This window comes from Azospirillum sp. A26, from assembly GCF_042604635.1.
Lineage (GTDB): Bacteria > Pseudomonadota > Alphaproteobacteria > Azospirillales > Azospirillaceae > Azospirillum > Azospirillum palustre.
This window is the reverse complement of sequence record NZ_CP170473.1, coordinates 200,792-226,083: the sequence shown is the minus strand read 5'-3', so window position 1 is coordinate 226,083 and position 25,292 is coordinate 200,792. Positions and strand designations below refer to the sequence as shown.

Here is a 25,292-nt window from a genome sequence, read left to right as displayed (position 1 = left end):
TATGTAACCGCTTTCAACGAAGCGGTTCCGCACAACCTTATGGAGATGCCGGCGATGTCAGAGCGCGATCCGAAGCCCGGACCTGCGCCCCGTGCGTCCGGTAAACCGCGTGCGCCCCGTGCCGTGGATGTCGCCGCAGCGGCGGAGGTGTCGATCGCCACCGTTTCGCGCGTCTTCAACAATCCGGAAAAGGTCGCCCCGGCGATCCGCGAACGCGTGCTGACAACCGCCAAGTCGATGGGCTGGATGCCGCATGCCGCCGGCAGCGCGCTGGCCCGCCGCCGCACCTCCATCGTCGGCGCGGTGATCCCCACCCTCGACAACGAGGTGTTCGCCGCCCAGGTCGGGGCGATGCAGGCCGCCTTCGCCGACCGCGGCATCACGCTGCTGCTGAGCTGCTTCAATTACGACCAGGATCAGGCGGCGCACGACGTCCAGGCGATGCTGGCCCGCGGGGTGGAGGCGCTGGCCATCGTCGGCGAGGCGCACCGGACCGACCTGTTCGCCAGCATCCAGGCCCGGCACATTCCCTATGTCGTCACCTACAGCCACCGGCCGGACAGCCCGCATCCCTGCATCGGCTTCGACAACCGGCAGGCCTTCCACAGCATCGCCCGCCATCTGCTCGACCTCGGCCACGAAACCATCGGGGTGATCATCCAGCCGACCGCCGGCAACGACCGTGTCGCCGCCCGCCTGGACGGGGTGCGCGAGGCGCTGGCCGAACGCGGCCTCGGCATCCGCCCGCAGCATCTGTGCGAAGGGGAATGGAGCATCGATTTCGGCCGGCAGAGCGTGCGCGCCATGCTGGCGACCGATCCGCCGCCGACCGCGGTGATCTGCGGCAACGACTACCTCGCCCTCGGCGCCCTGCTGGAGGCGCGGGCGATGGGGCTGTCGGTGCCGCATGACATCAGCATCACCGGCTTTGACGACATCGCCATCAGCCGCCAGCTCGACCCGCCGCTGACCACCATGCACGTCGACAATCACGAGATCGGCCGGCGCGCCGCCGACTATCTGCTCGCCTGCCTGGAGGGGAGCCGGCCTTCCGCTCTGCCGCCGCTGGTGCCGACCCTGATCCGCCGGGGAACGACGGCGGCCCCACGCCCTTAACGCGGCGCTGCCGCCCCTTGCAGGGACGCGAGGCAGCGCTCCTCCCACTGGCGGCAGGATTCCAACTCGTCGAACAGCCAGTCGCGGAAGAGCCGGACCTTCGGCAGGTCGAAGGACGACTTCAAGGTCACGAAGCCGTGCCCCTGCGCCTTGAGCGGCCGGGGCGGGAACGGAATCACCAGCCTGCCCGAGTCCAGTTCCCGCCGGGCGAGCAGCAGGCTGTCCAGGCAAACCCCCATCCCGTTCACCGCGGCGTTGATCGCCATGAAGGAGCGGTCGAAGCGCAGACCGCGCTCCATGTCCAGTTGTACGCCGCGATGCCGGCGGGCCCAGTCGCGCCAGCCGACGATGTTGATTTCCGAATGGATCAGGATATGGCGGCTCAGATCCTGCGGCCGGCGGATCGGGTTCAGGCCATTGGCCAGCTCCGGGGCACACATCGGCACGATGGTGTCCTCCGGGAACTGGGCCATCACGCAGCCGGACGGCGGCGGACCGGGTTTGTAGCGGATGTCGATGTCCACCGCCCCCGTCGTCAGGTCGATGGGTGAGACCGAGGCCTGGAGCCGGATGTCGATGGCCGGGTGAAGCTCCTTCACGCGGTTCAGCCGCGGCATCAGCCATTGCGTGGCGAAGCTCGGCATCGAACGGACGGTCAGGATGGTGGTGCCGGCCCCGGCGGTGGTGGCGTTGCGCGTGGCGGTGTCGATGCGGGCGAAGGCGGCGATGATTTCCGCGGCATAGGCCCGCCCCGCGTCGGTCAGCGTCACCGACCGGTGCACCCGGTGGAACAGCGGAAAGCCCAGCTGCTCCTCCAGAAGCTTCACCTGATGGCTGATCGCCGACGGCGTCAGCCCGAGATCCTGCGCTGCGGTTGCAAAGGATTGCAACCTCGCGGCCGCCTCGAACGCTTGCAACGCCTTGATTGAGACCCGCTTCCGCATCGCGTCATTTCAGTGAATTCAATTCATCTAACCGCGATCTTATTCGTTTGTCAGGCTCATCTCAAGAACATAGTATTTCCTCAACGGTCGGCCGAACGAACCATCAGCGGACCACACCGAACACCCCGATAGCCCGACAAAACTCCCAATAAATCCGATGCTCCGTCGCGGCACCCGCATGGCCGCCACGGCGGAGCCTGCTTCGAGAAGAGGAAGCGACCATGCTGCTGTCCAACAAGGTCTGCGTGATCACCGGGGCGGCGTCGCGCCGCGGCATCGGCCGGGCGACCGCCAAGCTCTTCGCGCTGCATGGCGGGCGCGCGATCATCCTGGATCTCGACGCCGCCCAGGCTGCCGAAGCCGCCGCCGAACTGGGCGAGGCGCACCGCGGCTTGGCCTGCGACGTGACCGACCGCGACGCCTGTTTCGCCGCCGCCAACCGCGTGGTGGAGGAATTCGGCCGCATCGACGTGCTGGTCAACAACGCCGGCATCACCCAGCCGCTGAAGTTCATGGACATCGGCCCGAAGAATTACGAGGCGGTGACCGACGTCAGCCTGCGCGGCACGCTCTACATGAGCCAGGCGGTCGTCCCCCACATGCGGGAGCGCAAGTCCGGCTCCATCGTCTGCATCTCGTCGGTGTCGGCGCAGCGCGGCGGCGGCATTTTCGGCGGCCCGCATTACAGCGCGGCCAAGGCCGGCGTGCTGGGTCTGGCCAAGGCGATGGCGCGCGAACTGGGGCCGGACAACGTCCGCGTCAACTCGGTCACGCCGGGCCTGATCCAGACCGACATCACCGGCGACAAGCTGACCCCGGAACTGCGGACGGAAATCCTCAAGGGCATTCCGCTGAACCGCCTGGGCGACGCCGACGATGTGGCCCGCTCCTGCCTGTTCCTGGCGTCCGAGCTGTCTTCCTACGTCACCGGCGCCACGCTCGACGTCAACGGCGGCATGCTGATCCACTGATCCCGAAATGCTGGAGACACCTTCCGTGGACACCGCAACCGACACCACCCCGCTGGGGCACAATGTGCCGCTGGCCGAACGCGCCTACCGCATCCGCCGCAACGCCCTGCTGATGGGCGAGGTGCAGGGCCAGGGCTATATCGGGCAGGCGCTGGACATCGCCGACGTGCTGGCGGTCTCCTACTTCCACGCCATGACCTACCGGCCCGAGGATCCGCATTGGGAGGGGCGCGACCGCTTCCTGCTGTCCAACGGCCATTACGCCATCGCGCTCTACGCCGCCCTGATCGAGGCCGGCATCGTCCCGGCCGAAGAGCTGGAAACCTACGGCAGCGACGACAGCCGCCTGCCGATGTCGGGCATGGCCGCCTACACGCCGGGCATGGAGATGTCGGGCGGGTCGCTCGGCCTCGGCCTCGGCATCGCGGTCGGCATCGGGCTCGGCCTGAAGCGTAAGAACTCGGCCAGCCGCGTGTACACCCTGTTCTCCGACGGCGAGCTGGACGAGGGCTCGGTGTGGGAGGCCATCATGTCGGCCGCCCATTACAAGCTCGACAATCTGATCGCCATGGTCGACGTCAACAACCAGCAGGCCGACGGCCCGTCGACCCAGGTGATGGCGTTCGAGCCGCTGGTGGAAAAGCTGGAGGCCTTCGGCTGGTTCGTCCAGCGGATCGACGGCAACGACATGGACGCGGTGGTCGCCGCCTTCGACGCCGCGAAGTCCCACCCGGAGCCCAAGCCGCGGATGATCGTCTGCGACACCAAGATGGGCAAGGGCGTGCCCTTCCTCGAAGCCCGCGAAAAGAACCACTTCATCCGCGTCGACGCGCACGAATGGCAGCTGGCGCTGGACGCGCTCGACGCCGGGAGGACCGCATGAGCACCGCCACCACCACCCCCGGCTCCAACGCCGCCAAGCCGCGCCTGAAGACCTCCGCCATGATCGCCTCCATCGCGGCGGAGGGACAGCGGACGAAACCGGCCCCCTTCGGCCATACGCTGGTCGAGTTGGCGAAGCAGCGGCCGGAGATCGTCGGCATGACCGCCGACCTCGCCAAATACACCGACCTGCACATCTTCGCCCAGGCCTTCCCGGACCGCTTCTATCAGATGGGGATGGCCGAACAGCTGCTGATGGGTGCCGCGTCGGGCATGGCGCATGAGGGCATGATGCCCTTCGTTACCACCTACGCCGTCTTCGCCTCGCGCCGCGCCTACGACTTCGTCCACCAGACGATTGCGGAGGAGAACCGCAACGTCAAGATCGCCTGCGCCCTGCCGGGCCTGACCTCCGGCTATGGCCCGAGCCATCAGGCGGCCGAGGATCTGGCGCTGTTCCGCGCCATGCCGAACATGGTGGTGATCGATCCCTGCGACGCACACGAGATCGAGCAGGTGGTACCCGCCATGGCCGCCCACAACGGCCCGGTCTACATGCGCCTGCTGCGCGGCAACGTCCCGCTGGTGCTGGACGAGTACGACTACAAATTCGAACTCGGCAAGGCCAAGCTGCTGCGCGACGGTGCCGACGTTCTGGTCATCTCGTCCGGCATCATGACGATGCGGGCGCTGGAGGTGGCGCAGCGGCTGGAGACCGACAGGATCGGCGTCGCCGTGCTGCACGTCCCCACCATCAAGCCGCTCGACACCGAGACCATCCTGCGCGAGGCGGCGCGCACCGGCCGCATGGTGGTGGTGGCGGAGAACCACACCGTCATCGGCGGGCTGGGCGAGGCGGTGGCCGGCACCCTGCTGCGTGCCGGCGTCGCCCCGGTCTTCCGCCAGATCGGCCTGCCCGACGAGTTCCTGAAGGCCGGCGCCCTGCCGACCCTGCACGACCTCTACGGCATCTCCACCGACGCGATGGCGGCCAGCATCAAGGGCTGGCTGTAAGTGCCCCCGGGACGCGGGGAGGGCGCCTCCCCGCTGTCGTCCCCTAAGAAGGCCGAACCCAAAAAAACCAACCATAGACCTCCGGAGAGGAAACCATGCTCAAGATGCCGCCCTTCCGCGCGACCTCCTTCCGCCCCAGCCGCCGCGCCGTTCTGGCCGCCGCCGGCGCCCTGCCCCTGGTCACCGTCCTGAAATACCCGGCGGACGCCGCCGAGTTCCAGTTCAAGTACGCCACCGGCCAGGACCCGACCCATCCCGTCAACATCCGCGCCCAGGAAGCGATCGACCGCATCCGCGAGGCGACCTCCGGCCGGTTGGACATCAAGCTGTTCCCGGCCAACCAGCTGGGCAGCGACACCGACCTGCTGGGTCAGGTGCGTAACGGCGGGGTCGAGATCTTCAATCTCAGCTCGCTGATCCTCGCCACCTTCGTCCCGGTGTCCGGCATCACCAGCATGGGCTTCGCCTTCAACGACTACAACGCCGTCTGGCAGGCGATGGACGGCGACCTCGGCAAGCACATCCGCGCCGAGATCGCCAAGACCCCGATCATGACGCTCGGCAAGATCTGGGACAACGGCTTCCGCCACGTCACCTCCTCCACGCGCGTCATCAAGACCGCCGACGACATCAAGGGCTTCAAGATGCGGGTGCCGCCGGCGCCGGCGCTGACCTCGCTGTTCAAGGCCATCGGCGCCGCTCCCGCCCCGATCAACTTCAACGAGCTGTATTCCGCGCTCCAGACCGTGGTGGTGGAAGGGCAGGAAAACCCGCTGGCGATCATCGCCACCGCCCGCCTGTACGAGGTGCAGAAGACCTGCAGCCTGACCGGCCATGTCTGGGACGGCTACTGGGTGCTGGGCAACAAACGCGCCTTCGCCAAGCTGCCGGCCGATGTCCAGGGGATCGTCGGCCGCGAACTGGACCGCTCGGCCGACGACCAGCGCGCCGACATCGCCGCCCTGAACGACAGCCTCCAGAAGGATCTGGCCGCCAAGGGGCTGACCTTCCACACCGTCGACCGCGAGCCGTTCCGCAAGGCGCTGTCCTCGACCAGCTTCTATCAGGAGTGGAAGGACAAGTACGGCGCGACCGCCTGGGAATTGCTGGAGAAGGTGTCCGGCAAGCTCGGCTGAGACCGTCCGGGCTGAGACTGCCGTCCATTGAGACTGCCGTCGATTGCGACCCGGCCGATCCGCACCCCTGCCTTGAACCCGGTCCGAATGGCACCGGCTTCAGGGGCGGCGGGTCCAGGTCGGCCGTCCCGTCCACCGATCGTCCTTCCGAAGGGCTGGCCTCATGAACACTCCCATCAATGCGGCGGCAACCGTCGCCCACGGTTCCGGACAACCGTCCGGTAGCCAAGCCCGCTGGCTCGGCCAGCTCGACCGGGGCATCGGGTTCCTCGTCGAACTTCCGGCGGCGTTGCTGGTGCTCGCCGAGGTCGGCGTGCTGCTGGTCGGCGTCATCTGGCGCTATCTCCTCCACAGCCCGATCATCTGGTCGGACGAGCTGGCCTCCATCCTGTTCCTCTGGCTCGCCATGTTCGGCTCGGTCGTCGCGTTGCGCCGGGGCGAGCATATGCGGATGACGGCGCTGGTCGGCATGCTGGGGCCGCGCGCCCAGGCCTTCCTCGACGTGCTGGCCATGACGGCGGCGCTGGCCTTCCTGCTGCTGATGGCCGAACCCGCCTATGAATTCGCCTCGGAAGAGGTGTGGGTCACCACCCCGGCGCTCGACATCGCCAACTCCTGGCGCGCCTCGGCGCTGCCGGTCGGCATCGTCCTGATGATCTCGGTCGCCCTGCTGCGGCTGGCCCGTGTCGGCCGCGCCGCCGACGTGCTGTGGGCGGCGCTGGCGGTGGTCGCGACCATCGGTGCGGCGGTGCTGGCCGGCCCGGTCTTCGCCGGGCTCGGCAACCTCAACCTGCTGCTCTTCTTCGTCGTCGGCGTCGGCGTGATGGTGTTCCTCGGCCTGCCCATCGCCTTCTCCTTCGGGCTCGCCACCTTCGGCTATCTGTCGCTCGCCACCTCGACCCCGGCCATCGTCATGGTCGGCCGCATGGACGAGGGGATGAGCCACCTGATCCTGCTGTCGGTGCCGCTGTTCGTATTCCTCGGCCAGCTGATCGAGATGACCGGCATGGCCCGCGCCATGGTCGGCTTCCTCGCCAGCCTGCTGGGTCATGTGCGCGGCGGCCTGTCCTATGTGCTGATCGGCGCCATGTATCTCGTGTCCGGCATCTCGGGCTCCAAGGCGGCCGACATGGCCGCGGTGGCGCCGGTGCTGTTCCCCGAGATGAAGGCGCGCGGCGCCAAGCCCGGCGATCTGGTCGCCCTGCTGTCCGCCACCGGCGCCCAGACCGAAACCATTCCGCCCTCCCTGGTCCTGATCACCATCGGCTCCGTCACCGGCGTGTCCATCGCCGCCCTGTTCACCGGCGGACTGCTGCCCGGCATCGTTCTCGGCGTGGCGCTCGCCGCCCTGGTCTGGTGGCGCTACCGCGACGAGGACCTGTCCCACGTCCGCCGCGCCAGTCGGAGCGAGATCGGCAAGGCGTTCCTGATCGCCCTGCCCGCCATCGCCCTGCCCTTCATCATCCGCGCCGCGGTGATCGAAGGCGTGGCGACGGCGACCGAAGTGTCGACCATCGGCATCGTCTATGCCGTGATCGCCGGGCTGCTGGTCTACCGCCAGTTCGACTGGCGCCGCATCTATCCGATGCTGGTCGATACCGCGGCCCTGTCCGGCGCCATCCTGCTGATCATCGGTGCGGCCACCGGCATGGCCTGGGCGCTCACCCAGTCGGGCTTCTCCAACACCCTGGCGACAGCCATGCGCGAGTTGCCCGGCGGCGTGCCGGTGTTCATCGCGGTGTCCATCGTCGCCTTCGTCATCCTGGGCAGCGTGCTGGAAGGCATCCCCGCCATCGTGCTGTTCGGTCCGCTGCTGTTCCCCATCGCCCGCCAGATCGGCGTGCATGAGGTCCATTATGCGATGATCGTCATCCTGGCGATGGGCATCGGCCTGTTCGCCCCGCCCTTCGGTGTCGGCTACTACGCCGCCTGCGCCATCAGCCGCATCAGCCCGGATGAAGGCATGAAGCCCATCCTGGGATATCTGGCGGCGCTGGCGGTCGGGCTGATCGTCGTCGCGGCGTTCCCCTGGGTGTCGATCGGCTTCCTCGGCTGACCCGCTCCGGCACCGGCCTCTCTCCCCTTCACAGTCTTCGCATCCAAGGACACCGGACAATGACGATTGTCGGATTCATCGGCCTCGGGTCCATGGGAATGCCCATGGCGAACAATTTGCTGGCCAAGGGCTTCGCCGTGCAGGGCTTCGATGTCCGCGGCGACAGCGTCGCCGCCCTGGCGTCGCGCGGCGCCCGGCCGGCGGCCAGCGCGGCTGCGGCGGCGGCCGGTGCCGATGCGCTGGTGCTGATGGTGGTGAATGCCGCCCAGGCCGAGCAGGCGCTGTTCGCCGACGGCGCGCTGGAGGCCTTGCCGGACGGATCAGCGGTGATCCTGATGGCGACCTGCCCGCCGGGAGCGGTGGCCGCCCTGGCGGCGCGGGTGGAGGCGGCGGGCCGTCGCTTCGTCGACGCCCCGGTGTCCGGCGGCGTGGTGGGTGCGGTCGCCGGCACCCTGTCGATCATGGCGGCGGCACCGGCCGCGGTGGTGGAGCGGCTGCGCCCGGTGCTGGCGGCGATGGGGGACAAGGTCTTCCATGTCGGCGAGCGGCCGGGCCAGGGCGCCACGGTGAAGACCGTCAACCAGCTGCTGTGCGGCGTCCACATCGCCGTGGTCGCCGAAGCCTTCGCGCTCGCCGCCAAGGTCGGCGTCGATCTCGACATCCTGCTCGAGATCATGAGCGGCTCCGCGGCGTCGAGCTGGATGCTGAAGGACCGCGGTCCGCGCATGCTTCAGGCCGATCCCGGCATCACCAGCGCCGTCGACATCTTCGTCAAGGATCTCGGCATCGTGCTGGAGGCCGGCCGCGACACCAAGGCGGCCTTGCCGCTGGCCGCCGTCGCCCACCAGATGTTCCTCGCCACATCCGGCCGCGGAGAGGGGGCGATGGACGACAGCCAGGTGATCCGCAGCTACCACGCGCTCAATGGAACAGGCCAGGCTGCGGAACCGATTGGAAATCCCGGCCAGACCGGTTGATCCCGGCGGAAAGGAATGCGATCCTGCGCCCTCATCAGCGGGCGGGCAGGATGTCTTCGAACACGTCACCGAATGGCGGCAGGCGTCTAACGATCGGAATCGTCGACGACGATGCGGCGGTCCTCCAGATGGTCGCCGACCTGCTTGCCGGCGAGGGGTACGAGACGGTTCGCTGTCCCGACGCGGCGACGCTGATGACGGTGCTCGGCGCCGGACGGCTCGACCTGATCGTGCTCGACCTGCGGTTGCCCGACCGCGACGGCATCTCCATCGCCGCCCAGGTGCGGGGCACGATGGATATCCCGATCATCATGCTGACCGGCCGCGGCGACGACATCGACCGCATCATGGGGCTGGAGGTCGGCGCCGACGATTACATCGTGAAGCCGTTCAACAACCGCGAGTTCATCGCGCGGGTGAAGGCTGTCCTGCGCCGCACCGCCCGCGAGAGCGTTCCCGTCCCGGCACCGTGCAAGCGCGGCTACCGCTTCGCCGGCTTCACCCTGGACGAGGACGGGCGGCGGCTGTTCGACCCGGCCGGCAAGCCGGTGCCGCTGACGGTGGCCGAGTTCGACCTGCTGGTGGCGCTGGTCCGCGCCCATGGCCGGGTGCTCAGCCGCAACCAGATCCTCGACCTGACCCATCATGACCGGGACGATGTCTTCGACCGGACCATCGACGTCCTGATCCTGCGCCTGCGCCGCAAGATCGAACGCAACCCGCAGCAGCCCTGGCTGATCCGCACCGAGCGCGGGCTGGGATATGTCTTCGACTGCGACATCGAGGCGTTCGGCTACTGACCGCCGGTTCCCAAGCGGGCTTCTGTTAACAAAGTTACAGCCACTCCCTTGAAGCGTGACATTCGCCGTTCACCCTGGCCGCTTACGCTGGGGAAGCGAACAAATATGCGATCGTCAAAAATCAACCCGAACTCCAAGGGAGGAGTGTTCCGTGACATCCGCTGGCAACTGGATCAAGTCGGTCGGCCTCGGCATCCTGGCGGCCGGCTCCGTGATCGCCCTGACGGCGACCCCGGCCAAGGCGCAAGGCCCCCTCACCGTTCTCTGCGGCGTGCAGGAGGAATGGTGCAAGGCGATTGCGGTCGCCTTCGAGAAGAAGACCGGCACCGCCGTCGCCATGAGCCGCAAGAGCGCCGGTGAGGCTCTGGCGCAGATCCGCGCCGAGTCCGCCAACCCGAAGACCGATGTCTGGTGGGGCGGCCCCGGCGACCCGCATCTGCAGGCGGCCGAGGAAGGGCTGACGCTGGCCTACGAAAGCCCGCAGTTCGCGGACCTCCAGCCCTGGGCGCAGAGCCAGTACAAGCAGTCGCAGGGGCGCAGCGTCGGCATCTACGCCGGTGCGCTCGGCTTCGTCTACAACACCGAGCTTCTGGCCAAGCGCAAGATCAGCGCGCCGAAATGCTGGGCCGACCTGCTGCGTCCGGAATTCAAGGAAGAGATCCAGATCGCGAACCCCAACGCGTCGGGCACCGCCTACACCGCGCTGGCCACCCTGGTCCAGGTTCTGGGCGAGGATGGGGCGTTCGATTACCTGAAGAAGCTGAACGACAACGTCAACCAGTACACCAAGTCGGGCAGCGCCCCGGCCGCCGCCGTCGCGCGCAGCGAAACGCTGGTCGGCATCATCTTCATGCATGACGGCATCAACCAGAAGGTGAACGGCTTCCCGGTCGATGTCGCCGCCCCTTGCGAGGGCACCGGCTACGAGATCGGCTCGGTCAGCATCATCAAGGGCACGAAGAACCTCGACACCGCCAAGGCCTTCTACGAGTTCGCCCTGTCGCCGGAAGGTCAGGCCACCGGCGCCGAGACCAAGCAGTTCCAGATGCCGTCCAACCGCAAGGCGGCGATCCCGCCGGAGGCGCCGAAGCTGGAGGCGATCCGCATGATCGACTACAACTTCCAGAAATTCGGCACCGCCGAAGAGCGCAAGCGCCTGCTGTCGCGCTGGGACGCCGAGATCAAGGCCGTCGCCAAGTAACGGTTGCTGAATAACGGTTGCCGAATGGCGGTTACAGCGTAACCGCGTCCGGCCTTTCCCACCGATCAGGACATCCGTCGCCCCCCTCCCCCGTTACGGGGGAGGGAAGGGGCGGTCATGCCCGGACCGCAAGAATTCGCAGGTGAAGTGATGCGTCCTCGTTCAGCAGTCTGGCTGGCGCTGGGGTGGGTGGGCTTCGCCCTGCTGCCCTGGTTCGCCGGCAGCGGCACCCAGCCCGCACTTGCACCACCCTCCGCAGGCCCGGCCGGCTCCGCCCTGATCGACGGGTTGACCAACGGGCGCTGGTGGCTCCTGCCCGCCGCCCTGCCGCTGATCCTGGCGCTCGTCGCCACCGTCCTGCCCCGGCTCCACGCCCGGCAACCGGCGATCCTGCTGGCGAGCGGAGCCTTCGGGCTGGCCTGGGTCGCCGCACAGGGCTTCGCCATCGGCCTCAATGGCTGGGCCTGGGGTTGGCTCGGCGCGCTGTTCGGTCCGCTGCCGCTGGGCCAGGGCGGCTTCGGCGCCGGAGCGGCGCTGACCGCGCTGTCCTTCCTGTTCCTGATGACCAACGGCTTCGCCGGGCTGGGCTTCATGAAGGGCGACCGCTTCACCGCGGGAGCCATCGGGCTGGTGCTGGCCGCCATCGCCGCCTTCGTCTTCCTGCCGGTCGGCTATGTGCTGAGCGGGGCCGGCGACACCGGAACAGGCGCCTTCTCGGCCGCGGCGCTGTGGTCACGGCTCGCCGCCCCCGACATCTGGCGCCTGTCCTGCCTGACCGAGGCGAAAGCCTGCGGGGTGGTGTGGAACAGCGTCTTCCTGGCGGTGATGACCGGCATCGCGACGACCCTGCTCGGGCTGGCCTTCGCCCTGGTGGCGGTGCGCACCGGCTTCCGCGCCAAGAAGCTGCTGCGCGTGCTGACCGTGCTGCCGATCATCACGCCGCCCTTCGTCATCAGCCTTGCCGTGATCCTGCTGTTCGGGCGCAACGGCACCGTCACGCTGGTGCTGGCCGACTGGTTCGGCATCCCGGTCTCGCGCTGGATTTACGGGCTTCCCGGCGTGCTGCTGACCCAGACGCTGGCCTTCACGCCGATTTCCTTCCTGGTGATGATCGGCGTCGTGCAGGGCATCGGTCCCTCGCTGGAGGAGGCGGCGCAGACCCTGCGGGCCAGCCGCTGGGTCACCTTCCGCACCGTCACCTGGCCGCTGATGCGTCCCGGCGTCGCCAACGCCTTTCTCATCAGCTTCATCGAGAGCCTGGCCGACTTCGGCAACCCGCTGATCCTCGGCGGCAATTTCGAAGTGCTGTCGACCAAGATCTATTTCGCGGTCGTCGGCGCCCAGAACGACCCCGGCCGCGCCGCAGCGCTGGGCATCATCCTGCTCTGCATGTGCCTAGGCGCCTTCTGGGTGCAGAGGCAATGGCTCGGCAAGAAATCCTACGCGACGGTCGGCGGCAAGGGCGACAACGGCATCCCGTCGCAGCTTCCGCGCGGCATCAAGATCGCCGCCTATGCCACCGCCCTGCCCTGGGCCGCTTTCACCTTCGTGCTCTACGGCCTGATCCTGTTCGGCGGCTTCACCGAGAACTGGGGCCGCAACAACAGCCTGACCCTGCGCCATTATCTGGCGGCCTTCGACCTCAGCTGGGGGCCGGGCGGGTTGATCTGGTCCGGCCGCGCCTGGGGCTCGCTGTTCACGACCATCGAGGTCGCCGCCCTGTCGGCGCCGCTGACCGCCGCGGTCGGGCTGCTGACCGCCTATCTGCTGGTGCGCCAGCGCTTCAAAGGCCAGGGCGCCTTCGAGTTCTTGACGATGCTGAGCTTCGCCATCCCCGGCACGGTGATCGGCATCAGCTACATCCTCGCCTTCAACCAGCCGCCGATCGAGCTGACCGGCACCGTCACCATCCTGATCGTCTGCTTCGTCTTCCGGAACATGCCGGTCAGCATCCGGGCCGGCGTCGCCGCCATGTCGCAGATCGACCGCAGCCTCGACGAATGCTCGCTGACGCTGGGGGCCGGCAGCGTGCAGACGATCCGCCGGGTCATCCTGCCGCTGCTGCGCCCGGCCATCGTCGCCTCGCTGGTCTACAGCTTCGTCCGGGCCATCACCTCGATCAGCGCGGTGATCTTCCTGGTCAGTCCGAAATACGAGTTGGCCACCGCCTACATCGTCGGCCGTGTCGAACAGGGCGATTTCGGCCTCGCCATCGCCTACAGCTCGGCCCTGATCGTCCTGATGTCGGTCGTCATCGCCCTCATCCAGCTGCTTGTCGGCGAGCGCCGCATCGGCCGCCGCACCGCTACCCCCGTCACGCTTCAGGAGAAGCCGGTATGAGCATCGCCAGCAAGCCCGCGGGCGTCGAGTTCCGCAACGTCAGCCGCCGCTACGGCGCCACGGCGGCGGTGGACAACGTCAGCTTCACCATCGATCAGGGCACCCTCGTCACCCTGCTGGGGCCGTCCGGCTGCGGCAAGACCACCACGCTGCGCATGATCGCCGGGCTGGAGATGGCGAGCAGCGGGACCATCCTGATCGGTGGCAAGGACGTCACCCGGCTGTCGGCGACCGACCGCAACGTCACCATGGTGTTCCAGTCCTACGCCCTGTTCCCGCACATGAGTGTGGCCGACAACGTCGCCTACGGGCTGGTGGTCAGCGGCGTGCGCAAGCGCGACGCCGCCGCCAAGGCGGCCGAGGGGCTGGAGCTGGTCGGACTCGGCGGCTACGGCCAGCGCCTGCCGAGCGAGCTGTCGGGCGGCCAGCAGCAGCGCGTCGCCGTCGCCCGCGCCCTGGTGCTGGAGCCGGAGGTGCTGCTGTTCGACGAGCCGCTGTCCAACCTCGACGCCAAGCTGCGCCGCAAGATGCGCGACGACATCCGCGAGCTTCAGCAGAAGCTTGGCCTGACCTCCGTCTACGTCACCCACGACCAGGAGGAGGCGCTGGCCGTCTCCGACCGGATCATCGTGATGAACAGATCGGTGATCGCCCAGACCGGCACGCCGGACGAGCTGTACCGCCGGCCGAAGAACCGCTTCGTCGCCGACTTCATCGGCGGTGCCAACCTGATCGACGGCGAACTGGTGGGCCGCAGCGGCGGCATGGCCACGGTGGCGCTCGGGCCGCTGACACTGTCGGTCCCCGATCCCGGACTGCCGGCCGGCGAGGTGCTGCTGGCCGTCCGCCCGAACGCGATCCGCCTGCGGACCGTGTCGGCCGGCGAGAGCAGCGGAGACGGCATCCCGGTGACGGTCCGCAAGGCGACCTATCTCGGCTCGCACATGGAATATGGGCTGGTCAGCGAGTTCGGCGACCTGTTCGTGGTCGATCCGAACGTCGCCAACCCGGTGCCGGCGGGGGCCAGCGCGCTCGCGACCTTCACCGGCGACGGCATCGCCGCCGTCGCGCGCTGAGGCCCTCCGCCCCGTCTCCTAACGCCCCGCTCGCGCCGGCCGCCGCTTTTACCGCTAGCGCCGGCGGGGCGGCCGGCGCTAGCCTCCAACCCGATGGTCAGACGCATGCTGTCCCCCGTTAGTGTTCGCGGCCGGCTGCTCGCCGCCTTCGGAGCCATGGTGGTCCTGACGACCGCGGTCGGCGGGGTCGGCTGGTTCGGGCTGGGGGAGACGGAACGCGCCCTGCTCTCCCTCCAGCGCGAGGGGTTGGGCAACATCGCGCTGGCGATGCGGATGGCGGAGCTGAGCACCGGCCTCGCCGCCCGCGCGCCCTTCATCGCCGCCATCGAGGCGACGCCCAGCCTGGACGAAGAGCGCAGCCAGCTCGAACTCAAGCTCGCCGACCTGACCGGGCTGGTCAACCGCCTGCCGGGGCTGGAGCGCGCCTCGCTGCATGTCCCGTCCGACGTGCCGTCGCTGGTCCGCCTCGCCGGCCGGCTCGACGGCACCTTGCGCAACCTGATGGACGTCACCGGCGAGGCCATCGCCGTGCGGGCGGAGGCGTCGGCGATCCGGCTCGGGCTGGAACACCAGCGCATCCTCGGCGAGACGCTGGCCGGGGCCGCGGCCAGGACCTTCGAGCATCCCGGCTTTCCCGGCCTCGAGGGAAGCGGGACGCCGCCCCTGCCCTTCTCCGTCCTGCGGCTGGCCGACCGCACGCGCGACGCCGTCTCCGCCGCCCTGACGACCACCAGCCCGGCCGACCTCGTCCGCTGGTACGGCGGCTTCGACGCCGACCGGCAGAGCCTGCGGGCAATCGACACCACCGCCCCGGCGCTGGCGATCATGGCCCCCTCGCTCGACCAGCTTCTGACCGTGCTCGACACCCAGTCGGCCGTCTTCGACATCCGCACCCGCCAGCTCGGCATCGAGCAGCGCAGCCGTTTCCTGGTCGCCGCCGCCAACACCCTGTCGATCCAGCTGAACCGCGAGGTCGAGAGCGTCACCAGCACGATGCAGACGGCGGCGCGCAGCCGGGGCGACGCGACCTTCTCCGCCCTGTCTTCGGGCAAGGCCAGCATCCTCGCCCTGGGCGCCCTGTGTGCGCTCGCCGCCATCGCGGCGGCGGTCTACGTCATGCGCGACGTTGCCGGCAATTTGCGCGCGGTGACGCGGGCGATGTCGGCGCTGGCCGGCGGCGACAGGCTGGTCAGCGTCCCCGCCACCGGCCGGCCCGACGAGATCGGCGACCTTGCCCGCGCCTTCAGCGTCTTCAAGGAGAATGTCGCGGAGCGCGACGCGCTGGCCCGCAAGCTCGGCGAGAACTCCCGCATGCTGGAAGCCGTGTTCGTCAACATGAATGACGGGCTGTCGGTGTTCGACGAAAATGGCCGGCTGGTCACCTGGAATCCTCGCTTCCTCGACCTCAACGGCTTCACCCCGGCCGAAGTCGCCGGCCGCGAGCTGGCGGAACTGCAACGCAGCCTGCTGCGGCGCGGGGTCGGCATCCGCATGCTCGACGGCAGCAGCGTCGATCTCGACGCGCTGACCCGGCTGCGGACGGAACAGGCGGTCCGTTGCGAGCATCACTTCCCCGATGGCCGGGTGGTTGAACTGCACAGCAGCCCGATGCCGTCGGGCGGCTTCATCACCACCTATTCCGACCTGACCGAGCGCAAGGACATCGAGAAGCAGCTCCGCCACGCCCTGAAGATGGAGGCGGTCGGCCAGTTGACCGGTGGCATCGCCCACGACTTCAACAACCTGCTCGCCGCGATCATGGGCAATCTGCAGATGATCCACGACGAATCGCCGGAGCAGGACCCGGTGCGCGGCAAGGCGCTCCGGGCGCTCGACGCCGCAGAGCGTGGCGCCACCACGATCCAGCGGCTGCTCGCCTTCTCGCGGCAGCAGGCGTTGCAGCCTCAGGCCGTCGACCTGAACGAGCTGGTGGAGGGCATGCTCGACCTGCTGGCCTATGGGCTGGGTGGCGGCATCGTCCTGAAGACGGCGCTGACTCCGGGGCTGCCCCCCGCCCTGGTCGATCCCGGCCAGCTGGAGAACGCGCTGCTCAATCTCGTCGTCAATGCCCGCGACGCCATGCCCGATGGCGGCACCATCGTCATCGCCACGGAAGCCGCCACGCAGGATTCCGGACAGGATGGGAGCGACGCCATCGTCCTGTCGGTCCGCGACGACGGCAGCGGCATGCCGCCCGCCGTGCTGTCGCGCGTCTTCGAGCCCTTCTTCACCACCAAGCGCTTCGGGCGGGGCAGCGGGCTCGGTCTGTCGATGGTCTACGGCTTCGTCCGCCAGTCGGGCGGCAAGGTCGACATCCAGAGCGAGGCCGGTGTCGGCACGCTGGTGGCGATGGCCTTCCCGCGCGCCCGGATGCTGCCGGAAACACTGGTCCTGCCGCGCGACCCCGGCCCGGTCGAAGGCGGTCCCGAGCGCATTCTGGTGGTGGAGGACGACCTCGCCGTCCGCACGACCACGGTCGACATGCTGACGGCGCTGGGCTACCGGGCGGTGCCGGCGGCCTCGGCGGAAGAGGCGCTGCTCCTGCTGGAGGGGACGGCGTTCGATCTCCTCTTCACCGACGTCATACTGACCGGCGGCATGAACGGCCCCGCCCTGGTCGCCGTCGCCAAGGTCCGGCAACCGACGCTCCAGATTCTCTTCTGCTCGGGCTATGCGCGTGACTTTCTGGTGGAAAGCGCCAGCTTGCCGCTCGACATCCATTTCATCCAAAAGCCCTACCAGAAGCCTCTGCTGGCCGCCCAGATCCGCAACGTCCTTGGTGGCGCCCCGCCCGCGGCCCGTGGCCGGGTGGAGATTTCGGCCCTGCCGGGACAGGCCTGACGCCAAACAGGCTCCCGAAGACGGAAAAGCCCGCCTCCCCCGGGATGGGGGAAGCGGGCTCTCCGAAGCCGGGCCGCCAGCTCAGTTGGCGGCGGACTTGATCTCGGCATCCCAACGGCCCAGCAGCCGCTTGCGCTCCTCGGCCATGCCGTATTTCTGGAAATTATAGTCGATCAGCCGGACATCCTCGAATTTCGGCGCGTCGGGCGGCAGCACCGACTGCTTGTTGGACGGCGTCATCTGGAAGTTGGTGGCACCGTAATCCTGCGCTTCCGGCGTCAGGGCGAAGTCGTAGAATTTCTTGGCCGCCTCAAGGTTCTTGGCGCCCTTCAGAATGCTCATCGAACCGATCTCGTAGCCGGTCCCCTCGCAGGGGGTCGTGATCTCGACCGGGAACTTGTTCACCTTCTGGATGACGCTGTCGTTGACCCAGGAGACGCCGACCAGCGTCTCGCCCCGCGCCACCGCCGCCGCGGGCGCGGCGCCGGACTTGGTGTACTGGTTGATGCTCTCGTTCAGCTTCTTCAGATAATCGAAGCCGGCATCCTCCCCGAAGATCTGCACCAGGGTCGCCACCGCGGTATAGGCCCCCCCCGACGAATTGGGATTGGGCATCTGGATCTCGCCCTTGAATTCCGGGCGCAGCAGGTCGGCCCAGCATTTCGGCGGCTGGATGCCCCGCTTGGCAAGCATCTCGGTGTTGTAGACGAAACCGAGCGCACCGGCATAGATGCCGACGCTGCGTCCCTGCGACTGCTTGTACTGGCTCTGCGCCCAGGATTGCAGATCCTTCATCTGCCCGCTCTCGTAAGGAACGCTCAGGCCTTCCTCGGCCGCCTGGAGATGCGGATCGCCCGAGCTGCCCCACCAGATGTCGATTTTCGGATTGGCCGCCTCGGCACGGATCTGGGCCAGAGCCTCGCCGGCGCTCTTGCGGGTCATGGCGACGCCGATGCCGGTCTTCTTCTCGAAGGCGACGACCATGGCCTTGCACCATTCCTCCTGCACACCGCACATGACGGTGACGCTTCCCTGCGCATAAGCCGGGATCGCGGCAAGCGCAACCAGCGCGCCGATGCCGACACCGACAGACTTCATCTTGGCAACCGCACCAACCATGAGACGAATCCTCCGAATGAACTTGTGTTCTTGTTTTCTCTGACGATACCGCGCCGCCCAAAAGCTTTGGCACATCAGGGAAAGGCTGGTATCAATGGCGAGGAGAGGCAAAGGCAACTTCCCGCGTTCCTTCGACCGCTCCGTATTTGTGCACGTCGCATTGTTTGCCGGCACCATTGTTTCCAATTGTTCATACAAGGGCCGAATGAATGGCGGATGTCACCGTTATGAGAAATCGGCGAAACACTGTTAACCGAAGGCGCCCGGCTCCGCCCGGACCGAGGCGCGCGGAGGCCGGCGACCTTGAATGACTCCCTTGTCGCCGCCGCCAACCGGGCGCGTGGATGCGCCGGTTTCCTGCCGGTCGAAGCGGTCGCAGCGCTCGCCGACGACGGTGTTCTGGTGCTCGATCCGTTTTCGACCCTGGTATCGCCGGGCGTTATCCTGGCGGCCGGCGTCACGCTCTGGCCCGGCACGATCGTTCAGGCGACGGACGGCGGCGAGGTGACGGTCGGCAGCGGCACCCGGCTCTTTCCCGGCACACGCATCGTCGCTGCCGGCGCGCGGGTAACAATCGGTGCCGACACCGAAATCGGCGAAGAGGGCGGCTTCACCATCAAGGCCGATCGTCCCGACGGCTTGATCGAGATCGGCAGCCACGTCCGGCTGCTCGGCGCCGGTTCGCTTGCACTCGACAACCACATCGGCGACGGAGCCCAGGTCCTCGGCGCGATCCGGATGCAGAATTGCAGGCTCCAGGCCGGCGGCAGCCACCGCGACCCGGACCCGGACAGGCGGGGTGGCGTCCTCAAGGGCAGCGGCGTCGCCCGCGGCCTCACCGTACCGACGGGAATGGTGATCCAGGCTTTCGGCCTGTTCAGCGAAGCCCCTCTGCGCCCTCAGTCCTTCTTCCATCCGAAACAGCGGACGTGACTCCACATGAACCGGCGCTGGTTTTCCAGAGGGCGAGTTGCCGGTTTCAGGGTCGGTCCGGCGAAACCGGGTCGCTCAATGCGGCACGCATGATTTCGATATATCGCTGTGGGTGAAGGTGACGCCATACCCGTTCCCCGGCCGTTGCGTCGCCGAATTGATCGAGCCATCGTTCCAGCTTTCCCTGCTCGCGCACCTCGTCCCAGCTGTCCACAACGACCACCGGCAAGGAGTCGAACAGAGGATTTATGGAGGACGACAGCGTGATGACGATCGATCCCAGGTAAAGGGCCTCCCAGGTTCTGTGGCAATCGATCCCGTTTCCCCTCGCGCTCAGCACGAACGGAAATCTTGTGTACTGCGTCCACAGTTCGAGTTGGGGCACCCGCGTCTTCAGGCCCAGAACATTCGGGCAATTCGACAGGCTGCGGTAAGCAGCCAGCCGTTCCGCCGTGTTCGGGTTGAAATCGCACAATACTTTGAGAGGCTGCGTCCTTGCCGGTGCGCGGCCGGCTCGCAGGGTGGCGATGTCGCGGACAAGACCGGCCGCGGATGTCGAAGGGCCGAGGGTATGGAGATCGAGCCCGATTGGAACCGGGCGTATCCGGGGGGAGTGGGTTCCGTCGTGGTTCTGCGTGTACCAGGCCTTCAACCAGGGACAGGACAGGAGGCTTCTGACCGTTTCCGGCTTGAGATCGGAGGGAACCGTCGCGTCGCCATCCGTCGTCACAAGAACGAATGGAGCGTCGATCCTGGAAAGAACCGAATCCGCAAAGTGATCGAGATCGCATGGCAGGCCGTCGCGTGCCTTTGTCCCAAGTCGAATCCAGACGATTCCTTGTGCATTCCCGTAATGGCAGCCGAAGAAATCCTCATTCTGGACGGATTCCGTTTCTGCTCTCCAATACCAATCCGGGCCGCTGACATCGCAGAACCGGCTTATCCCCTTCGACCAGAAAACGGGTAGCATCGCGGGATCTTCGCGTCCCGGAGACAACTCTTCGAGGATCGATTGCAGGTCTGGAGGCGACATCACTGGTGATCTCTGCGAAGCGGAGGAGCGGAACAGGATTGGCGTCGAAGTCCGGTCAGAGTGCCGTCATCCGGTCCCAACCCGTTGGAGGCGCTTGGCGATCAAATCCCCCAGTCGGCAGAACGCCTCCGTTTCACTGTCCTCAAGCAGCTTCAGGAAAGACGCCCGCAACGGCTTTGTCCTCCATTCGAAATAGCGGGAGTATTCAGCCTCATCTCTCGCCAGATCGGTGAGATAAGCCGCGAGTGCCTTTGGACCTGAGAATTTCCTTGCATCGATATAGCAATGCTCTCCAGGAGAGAACTCATCGATGTTGGGAGCCCCCATGTAAATAGGAACGGATCCACACAGGAGAGGCTGGAAAAATTTCTCAGTCACATAATCCTCTTCTATAGTATTCTCAAATGATATGCAGAATTTGTATCTGGATGTAACATCCATTTTTGTCGAAAATCCGCGATCCTCGACGGGAAGCTGTTTGTTTTTCAGGAAATTCCCAAATGAATCAACTCTCATGTGGGTCATCAGCTCCGCCGCATAGGCGTTGCGGCCACTCAGGTCACTCGGCGCGGACTGGAACATCACGGCCTCGGCGGTTCCGGTCTTGAGCGGTATCGGCTTCGACACTGCCGCCTCCCACTCTTCCCGCTTGGGCAGATAGGAGCACCAGACATCGGCGGAGCGCTCGAAGGTCATCTGAACATCGAAGAAGCGCATGATCGCGGGATCGTTCCGTACCGGCGTGTGCCCACGGCTTTCCATCGACCAAGCCACCCAGATCTGCCCCCGGCGCTTGGGGACCGTCCCGATCTCGTTCCATTGCGGCAGATGGAAGACGACAGCATCCGCGTCGCCCAGGAGTTCCCGGTTGTTGGTGAAATGATATTCCGAAGAGCAGGGGAAGCTGGCCCAGTCTGGATAGGAACCGAAAAAGCTGTTGTAGAACAATATTATAGCTTTTCGCCCCGTTGCTGCGCCACCCAGCGACATGTCATTCCGCTCCGTTCAAGCCGATGGAGAGCCAACACAAAACGCTTTCCCTAGAGACTCAATATAATATATGGCTATGACATCGTAGAAATACCTATAAGGTATCCTCAGGAATCGCAATAGGCAAAATCAAATGCCGAGAAAGAAAATCCAGAGTGGAATTGATGTCAATTCCTATTTTCTACGTTTCCCAGAGCGCAATACAGATCTCTATTTAAAATATCGATGCGGTATTTGACGTTGGATATAAAAAGGATATTTCCAGCATCTGGCTTGAGGCATTTTGCACAACGCCATCGATGTGATTTTTCCTTCTGCTCCGCCTTGACGATATCTAAAAGGACATGAGCGACTTGGACCTCGTCATCCCGACTGTGATCCATCAGACCTGGAAGAGCCAGGAGATTCCGAGCGAGTTCCAGGCCCTTCAGCGAAGCTGGATCGACCACAATCCAGGCTTCGCCTATCGGTTCTGGACCGACGATGACATTGAGCGTTTCATTGAGGCCGAGCACCCGGGACTGCTGCCGGTCTTCCGCGGCTACGCCGATCCAATCGCGCGGATCGATCTGGCGCGCTACCTGATCCTGCGCCGGTTCGGCGGGGTGTACGCCGATCTCGATTTCGAATGCCTCCGCCCGATCGACGGGCTGCTGGACGGTCGGAGCTTCGTTGTCGGGCTGGAACCGGAGGAGCATGGCGGCTTGGCGAAGGCGGCCGGGCGCGGGCTGTCCCGCATCCTCTGCCCGTCCTTCCTCGCATCCGTTCCCGGTCACCCGTTCTGGGATCACCTGCTGGACCGGCTGGTCGAGGCACGCCATTGCGCGGATGTGCTCGACGCGACCGGTCCTTTCCTGCTGACCCGCGCCCACTCGTCCTACGAGGCCGCCTATCCGGGTGGGACGGAGGCCGCCGCCACGGTGACTGTGCTGCCACCGAGCCAGCTCTATCCGGTCACCAAGGACGATTGCTGGAGCGGCCGGCTGTTCGATCTCGTCTTCTGGGAGCAAGCGACGCGAGACGCCTATGCCATCCACTATTGGGAAGGCACCTGGTTCCGCAGCGATGCCGAGCGCACTCCCAGATTGCCGGATCGGGTCACGGCGGTGGTGTCGAACGGTTCTGCCGCCCCGCCGGCCGGCTCCAAGGGAAACGCGGGCAATCATCCGCCGCTCATCTCCTGCCTCATGGTCACCAAGGGCGGGGATGGCGGCCGGGCGGACATGCTGGCCCTGGCGATCGGCAGCTTCGCGCGGCAGAGCTGGCCGAACAAGGAACTGGTCATCGTCTGCGACGCCGCCATCCGCGATGGAGAGGACCCGCTGGACGCCGTGATCCAGGCCGCAGGCAGGACGGATATCCGCCTTGCCCGGGTCGAGGGACCGGGCCGGACGCTCGGGGAATTGCGCAACATCGCGGTCGACAGCGCAAAGGGCCGCTATGTCTGTCAATGGGACGATGACGATCTCTACGACCCGATGCGGCTTGAGGTCCAGCACATGGTCCTCGCGCGGACCGGTGCCCATGCCTGCCTGCTGGGGCGGTGGATGATCTGGTGGCCGGGCCAGCAGAAGCTTGCGGTCTCCTGCGAAAGATACTGGGAAGGGTCGCTGCTGTGCGAGAAGGCGGTGATGCCCCGCTACCCGCATCTGCGGCGCGGCGAGGACACTCCGCTGGTGGACCAGCTGCGGCAAACGGTGCGGGTGGTCTGGCTGGATATGCCCCGGCTCTACACCTACATCGTCCATGGCGCCAACACCTTCGCCACCGACCATTTCGACGAGCATTGGCAAATCGCCACCCGCCGCTTCACCGGCGACCGTTATGAGTCGGTGCTGCGGGAAATGGCCAAGCGGCTTCCCATCGACGCAGTCCGACGGCAAGCCACGGAGATGTCCCGGCCGGGCCCTGCCTCCCAGCCCCTTCCCCAATCGGATCGGACGGGCCAAGCCCCCACGGCCCCCGCAATGTCCGCCGGGGCGTTCCGGACCGCCAAGGTCCTGGTGCTGACGCCGGTCAAGGATGCGCGCAGCCATCTGCCGCGCTACATGGAATTGCTCGACCGGCTCGACCACGCCCCCGGTTGCCTGTCGCTCGGCTTTCTGGAGAGCGACAGCAGGGATGGTACCCACGATTGGCTGGCCGAACGCCTGCCGGCCCTGCGCGACCGCTATCGCCGGGTGACCCTGCTGCGCCAGGATTACGGGTTCCGTCCGGAGGGACCGCGCTGGCTGCCGGCGGTTCAGCGTACCCGCCGCGAGATCCTTGCCCGTTCGCGAAACCGCCTCCTCCAGGCCACTCTTGCCGACGAGGAGTGGGTGCTGTGGCTTGACGCCGACCTGATCGATTATCCTCCCGATTTCCTGGGGCGTCTGCTGGCGGCGGGGCGGGACATCGTGACCCCGCATTGCGTCCTGCCGAACGGCACCACCTTCGACCTCAACAGCTTCGCTCTGGAGCCGGACGGCGAGCGGCCGGAGCACCTGATCGACGGCCTGTTCCAGCCGCCGAGAGGCATCGGGCGCCGCTACCTCGACTCCTTCCCGGACAAGGACGCCGTGCCGCTGGATGGTGTCGGCGGCACGGCACTGCTGGTGCGCGCCGACCTGCATCGGGAGGGGCTTTGCTTCCCGCCCTACAGCCATCGCGGCTACATCGAGACGGAAGGGTTGGCAGCGATGGCGAAAGATATGGGGATCACATGCTGGGGGCTCCCGGCGGTGAAGATCGTCCATGCCGACCATTGACGCGGCCGTCATTCAGGTCCGCTCGATCCGCCCGTCGGACCGCGACTGCTGTGGCCGGCGCTTCGGCTTTGACAACTGCTCTCTTTAAGGGATGAATCCGGTGTTCGAACCCGAACCGACCCAATCGGGCCAATCGCCGACCGCGGACGGCCCGGCACTGCCCGCCTTCGCAGCCAGCATCGTCATCTGCACCTACCGGCGCCCCGAGTTGCTGGATGCCTGTCTGGCCAGCCTGCTGAATCAGCAGCTCCCGGACGGTTTCCACGAAATTCTGGTGGTCGATAATTCAACCGGCTGCGAAGCCCGCCCGGTCGTGGAGCGCTGGCAACCCTTCTTCACCTTGCGGCGCACCCCCCTGCGGCATCTGCTGGAGGAGCGCAGCGGGGTCGCCTTTGCCCGGAACCGTGGCGTGGCGGAGGCCGTGTCGCCGCTGATCGTCTTCATCGACGATGACGAGACCGCCTGCGATGGCTGGCTCGACCAGATGACCGAACCGTTCCGCCGCTTCGGCGACGGGGTGGACATCGTCGCCGGCGAAGTCGAGCCGGATTTCGGTGACCAGCCTCGTCCCGACTGGCTGAGCGACGACCTGCTGCAGTTCTTCTCATGCCGTTGGGGTTGGGACACCCAGCCACGCTTTCTCCAACTGTCGGAATGGTTCGGTGAAGGGAACTGCGCCTTTCGCAAGGCTCTGATGACCGGCCGGCAATTCCCGACCGACATGGGGCGCAAGAGCGGCGGACTGATGTCCAACGAAGGCGTGATCTTCCATGACATGCGGCGGGAGGGAGCCAAGGCCTACTACCTGCCGAGCACCTTCGTTCTGCACCATATCCATTCCGACCGGCTGAACCGGAGCTGGCTTATGCGGCGCATGTTCTTCCAGGGCGTGTCCAACCGCAAGACAGTGGACCGCATGGGCGTGAGCGTTCCCCAGGCCGACTTCATGCTGAATCTGGCCAAGCTGGCCACGCTGAATGTCGACACGCTGGAAGGCGAAAGCATCCGAGCCGTCGCGGGGCTGTATCACCAGATCGGCTACGCGATGGGAAGCGTGCTGCATGGAGACGGCTGAGGACGGAGCGCTCCGCCGGCACCGTCCCATTTCCCCTGCGG

The 25,292-nt window shown here is 66.7% G+C and carries 19 protein-coding genes; 15 read left to right on the top strand and 4 right to left on the bottom strand.

Features of this window, described 5'->3' with window-relative positions; genetic code table 11:
• Window positions 1-123: 123 nt before the first annotated feature.
• Window positions 124-1,116: a LacI family DNA-binding transcriptional regulator gene (locus ABNQ39_RS15585; RefSeq protein ID WP_376961405.1), complete on the top strand. Its 993-nt coding sequence runs from the start codon at window positions 124-126 to the stop codon at window positions 1,114-1,116.
• Here the strand turns inward: ABNQ39_RS15585 and ABNQ39_RS15580 are convergent.
• Window positions 1,113-2,006, bottom strand: a complete 894-nt coding sequence (locus ABNQ39_RS15580) for a LysR substrate-binding domain-containing protein (protein ID WP_376961403.1) — start codon at window positions 2,004-2,006, stop codon at window positions 1,113-1,115. The two genes, ABNQ39_RS15585 and ABNQ39_RS15580, sit on opposite strands and share 4 nt — an antisense overlap.
• Window positions 2,007-2,281: 275 nt before the next feature.
• On the opposite strand from ABNQ39_RS15580, the gene ABNQ39_RS15575 reads away from it, so the two are divergent.
• From ABNQ39_RS15575 to ABNQ39_RS15525, 11 genes are all read left to right on the top strand, one after another.
• Complete coding sequence (locus ABNQ39_RS15575) at window positions 2,282-3,031, top strand: SDR family NAD(P)-dependent oxidoreductase (protein WP_098738439.1); 750 nt, start codon at window positions 2,282-2,284, stop codon at window positions 3,029-3,031.
• Between the two features lie 25 nt (window positions 3,032-3,056).
• The gene (locus tag ABNQ39_RS15570; RefSeq protein WP_376961400.1) at window positions 3,057-3,914 is read left to right on the top strand and encodes a transketolase; all 858 of its coding nucleotides are present in this window, start codon (window positions 3,057-3,059) and stop codon (window positions 3,912-3,914) included.
• Complete coding sequence (locus ABNQ39_RS15565) at window positions 3,911-4,927, top strand: transketolase family protein (RefSeq protein ID WP_376961398.1); 1,017 nt, start codon at window positions 3,911-3,913, stop codon at window positions 4,925-4,927. The genes ABNQ39_RS15570 and ABNQ39_RS15565 overlap by 4 nt, the downstream gene beginning before the upstream one ends.
• Before the next feature lie 95 nt (window positions 4,928-5,022).
• Entirely contained in the window at window positions 5,023-6,063 is a 1,041-nt protein-coding gene (locus ABNQ39_RS15560; RefSeq protein WP_376961396.1) for a TRAP transporter substrate-binding protein, read from the top strand.
• A gap of 163 nt (window positions 6,064-6,226) precedes the next feature.
• The gene (locus tag ABNQ39_RS15555; RefSeq protein WP_376961394.1) at window positions 6,227-8,119 is read left to right on the top strand and encodes a TRAP transporter large permease; all 1,893 of its coding nucleotides are present in this window, start codon (window positions 6,227-6,229) and stop codon (window positions 8,117-8,119) included.
• 104 nt (window positions 8,120-8,223) lie between these two features.
• Window positions 8,224-9,096: an NAD(P)-dependent oxidoreductase gene (locus ABNQ39_RS15550; RefSeq protein WP_376961392.1), complete on the top strand. Its 873-nt coding sequence runs from the start codon at window positions 8,224-8,226 to the stop codon at window positions 9,094-9,096.
• A gap of 128 nt (window positions 9,097-9,224) precedes the next feature.
• On the top strand, window positions 9,225-9,896 hold the full coding sequence (locus ABNQ39_RS15545; RefSeq protein WP_376961390.1) for a winged helix-turn-helix domain-containing protein: 672 nt from the start codon (window positions 9,225-9,227) through the stop codon (window positions 9,894-9,896).
• 151 nt (window positions 9,897-10,047) lie between these two features.
• The gene (locus ABNQ39_RS15540; RefSeq protein ID WP_247872870.1) at window positions 10,048-11,097 is read left to right on the top strand and encodes an ABC transporter substrate-binding protein; all 1,050 of its coding nucleotides are present in this window, start codon (window positions 10,048-10,050) and stop codon (window positions 11,095-11,097) included.
• 150 nt (window positions 11,098-11,247) lie between these two features.
• Complete coding sequence (locus tag ABNQ39_RS15535) at window positions 11,248-13,437, top strand: ABC transporter permease (RefSeq protein WP_376961388.1); 2,190 nt, start codon at window positions 11,248-11,250, stop codon at window positions 13,435-13,437.
• A complete protein-coding gene (locus ABNQ39_RS15530; protein WP_376961386.1) occupies window positions 13,434-14,513 on the top strand; it encodes an ABC transporter ATP-binding protein in 1,080 nt (359 codons plus the stop codon). Before ABNQ39_RS15535 ends, ABNQ39_RS15530 begins: the two co-directional genes overlap by 4 nt.
• A gap of 105 nt (window positions 14,514-14,618) precedes the next feature.
• Window positions 14,619-17,354 (top strand): PAS-domain containing protein, encoded by a 2,736-nt coding sequence (locus ABNQ39_RS15525; protein WP_376961384.1) that lies wholly within the window; start codon window positions 14,619-14,621, stop codon window positions 17,352-17,354.
• An 81-nt stretch (window positions 17,355-17,435) separates the two neighbouring features.
• Here the strand turns inward: ABNQ39_RS15525 and ABNQ39_RS15520 are convergent, their stop codons facing one another.
• Entirely contained in the window at window positions 17,436-18,473 is a 1,038-nt protein-coding gene (locus ABNQ39_RS15520; protein ID WP_376961382.1) for an ABC transporter substrate-binding protein, read from the bottom strand.
• Between the two features lie 303 nt (window positions 18,474-18,776).
• Here ABNQ39_RS15520 and ABNQ39_RS15515 point away from each other — a divergent pair, with 303 nt between their 5' ends.
• Window positions 18,777-19,406 carry a hypothetical protein gene (locus tag ABNQ39_RS15515; protein WP_376961380.1) on the top strand — a complete coding sequence of 210 codons (630 nt, stop codon included), beginning with the start codon at window positions 18,777-18,779 and terminating at the stop codon, window positions 19,404-19,406.
• A 46-nt stretch (window positions 19,407-19,452) separates the two neighbouring features.
• Here ABNQ39_RS15515 and ABNQ39_RS15510 read toward each other — a convergent pair whose 3' ends face one another.
• Both ABNQ39_RS15510 and ABNQ39_RS15505 read right to left on the bottom strand, forming a co-directional pair.
• Complete coding sequence (locus ABNQ39_RS15510; RefSeq protein WP_376961378.1) at window positions 19,453-20,439, bottom strand: hypothetical protein; 987 nt, start codon at window positions 20,437-20,439, stop codon at window positions 19,453-19,455.
• A gap of 66 nt (window positions 20,440-20,505) precedes the next feature.
• Window positions 20,506-21,429, bottom strand: coding sequence for a glycosyltransferase family 10 fucosyltransferase (locus ABNQ39_RS15505; protein WP_376961376.1), 924 nt, complete (start codon window positions 21,427-21,429; stop codon window positions 20,506-20,508).
• Window positions 21,430-21,773: 344 nt separating this feature from the next.
• Here ABNQ39_RS15505 and ABNQ39_RS15500 point away from each other — a divergent pair, with 344 nt between their 5' ends.
• Complete coding sequence (locus tag ABNQ39_RS15500; protein ID WP_376961374.1) at window positions 21,774-24,176, top strand: glycosyltransferase; 2,403 nt, start codon at window positions 21,774-21,776, stop codon at window positions 24,174-24,176.
• Window positions 24,177-24,276: 100 nt separating this feature from the next.
• On the top strand, window positions 24,277-25,251 hold the full coding sequence (locus tag ABNQ39_RS15495) for a glycosyltransferase family 2 protein (RefSeq protein WP_376961372.1): 975 nt from the start codon (window positions 24,277-24,279) through the stop codon (window positions 25,249-25,251).
• Window positions 25,252-25,292: the final 41 nt, after the last annotated feature.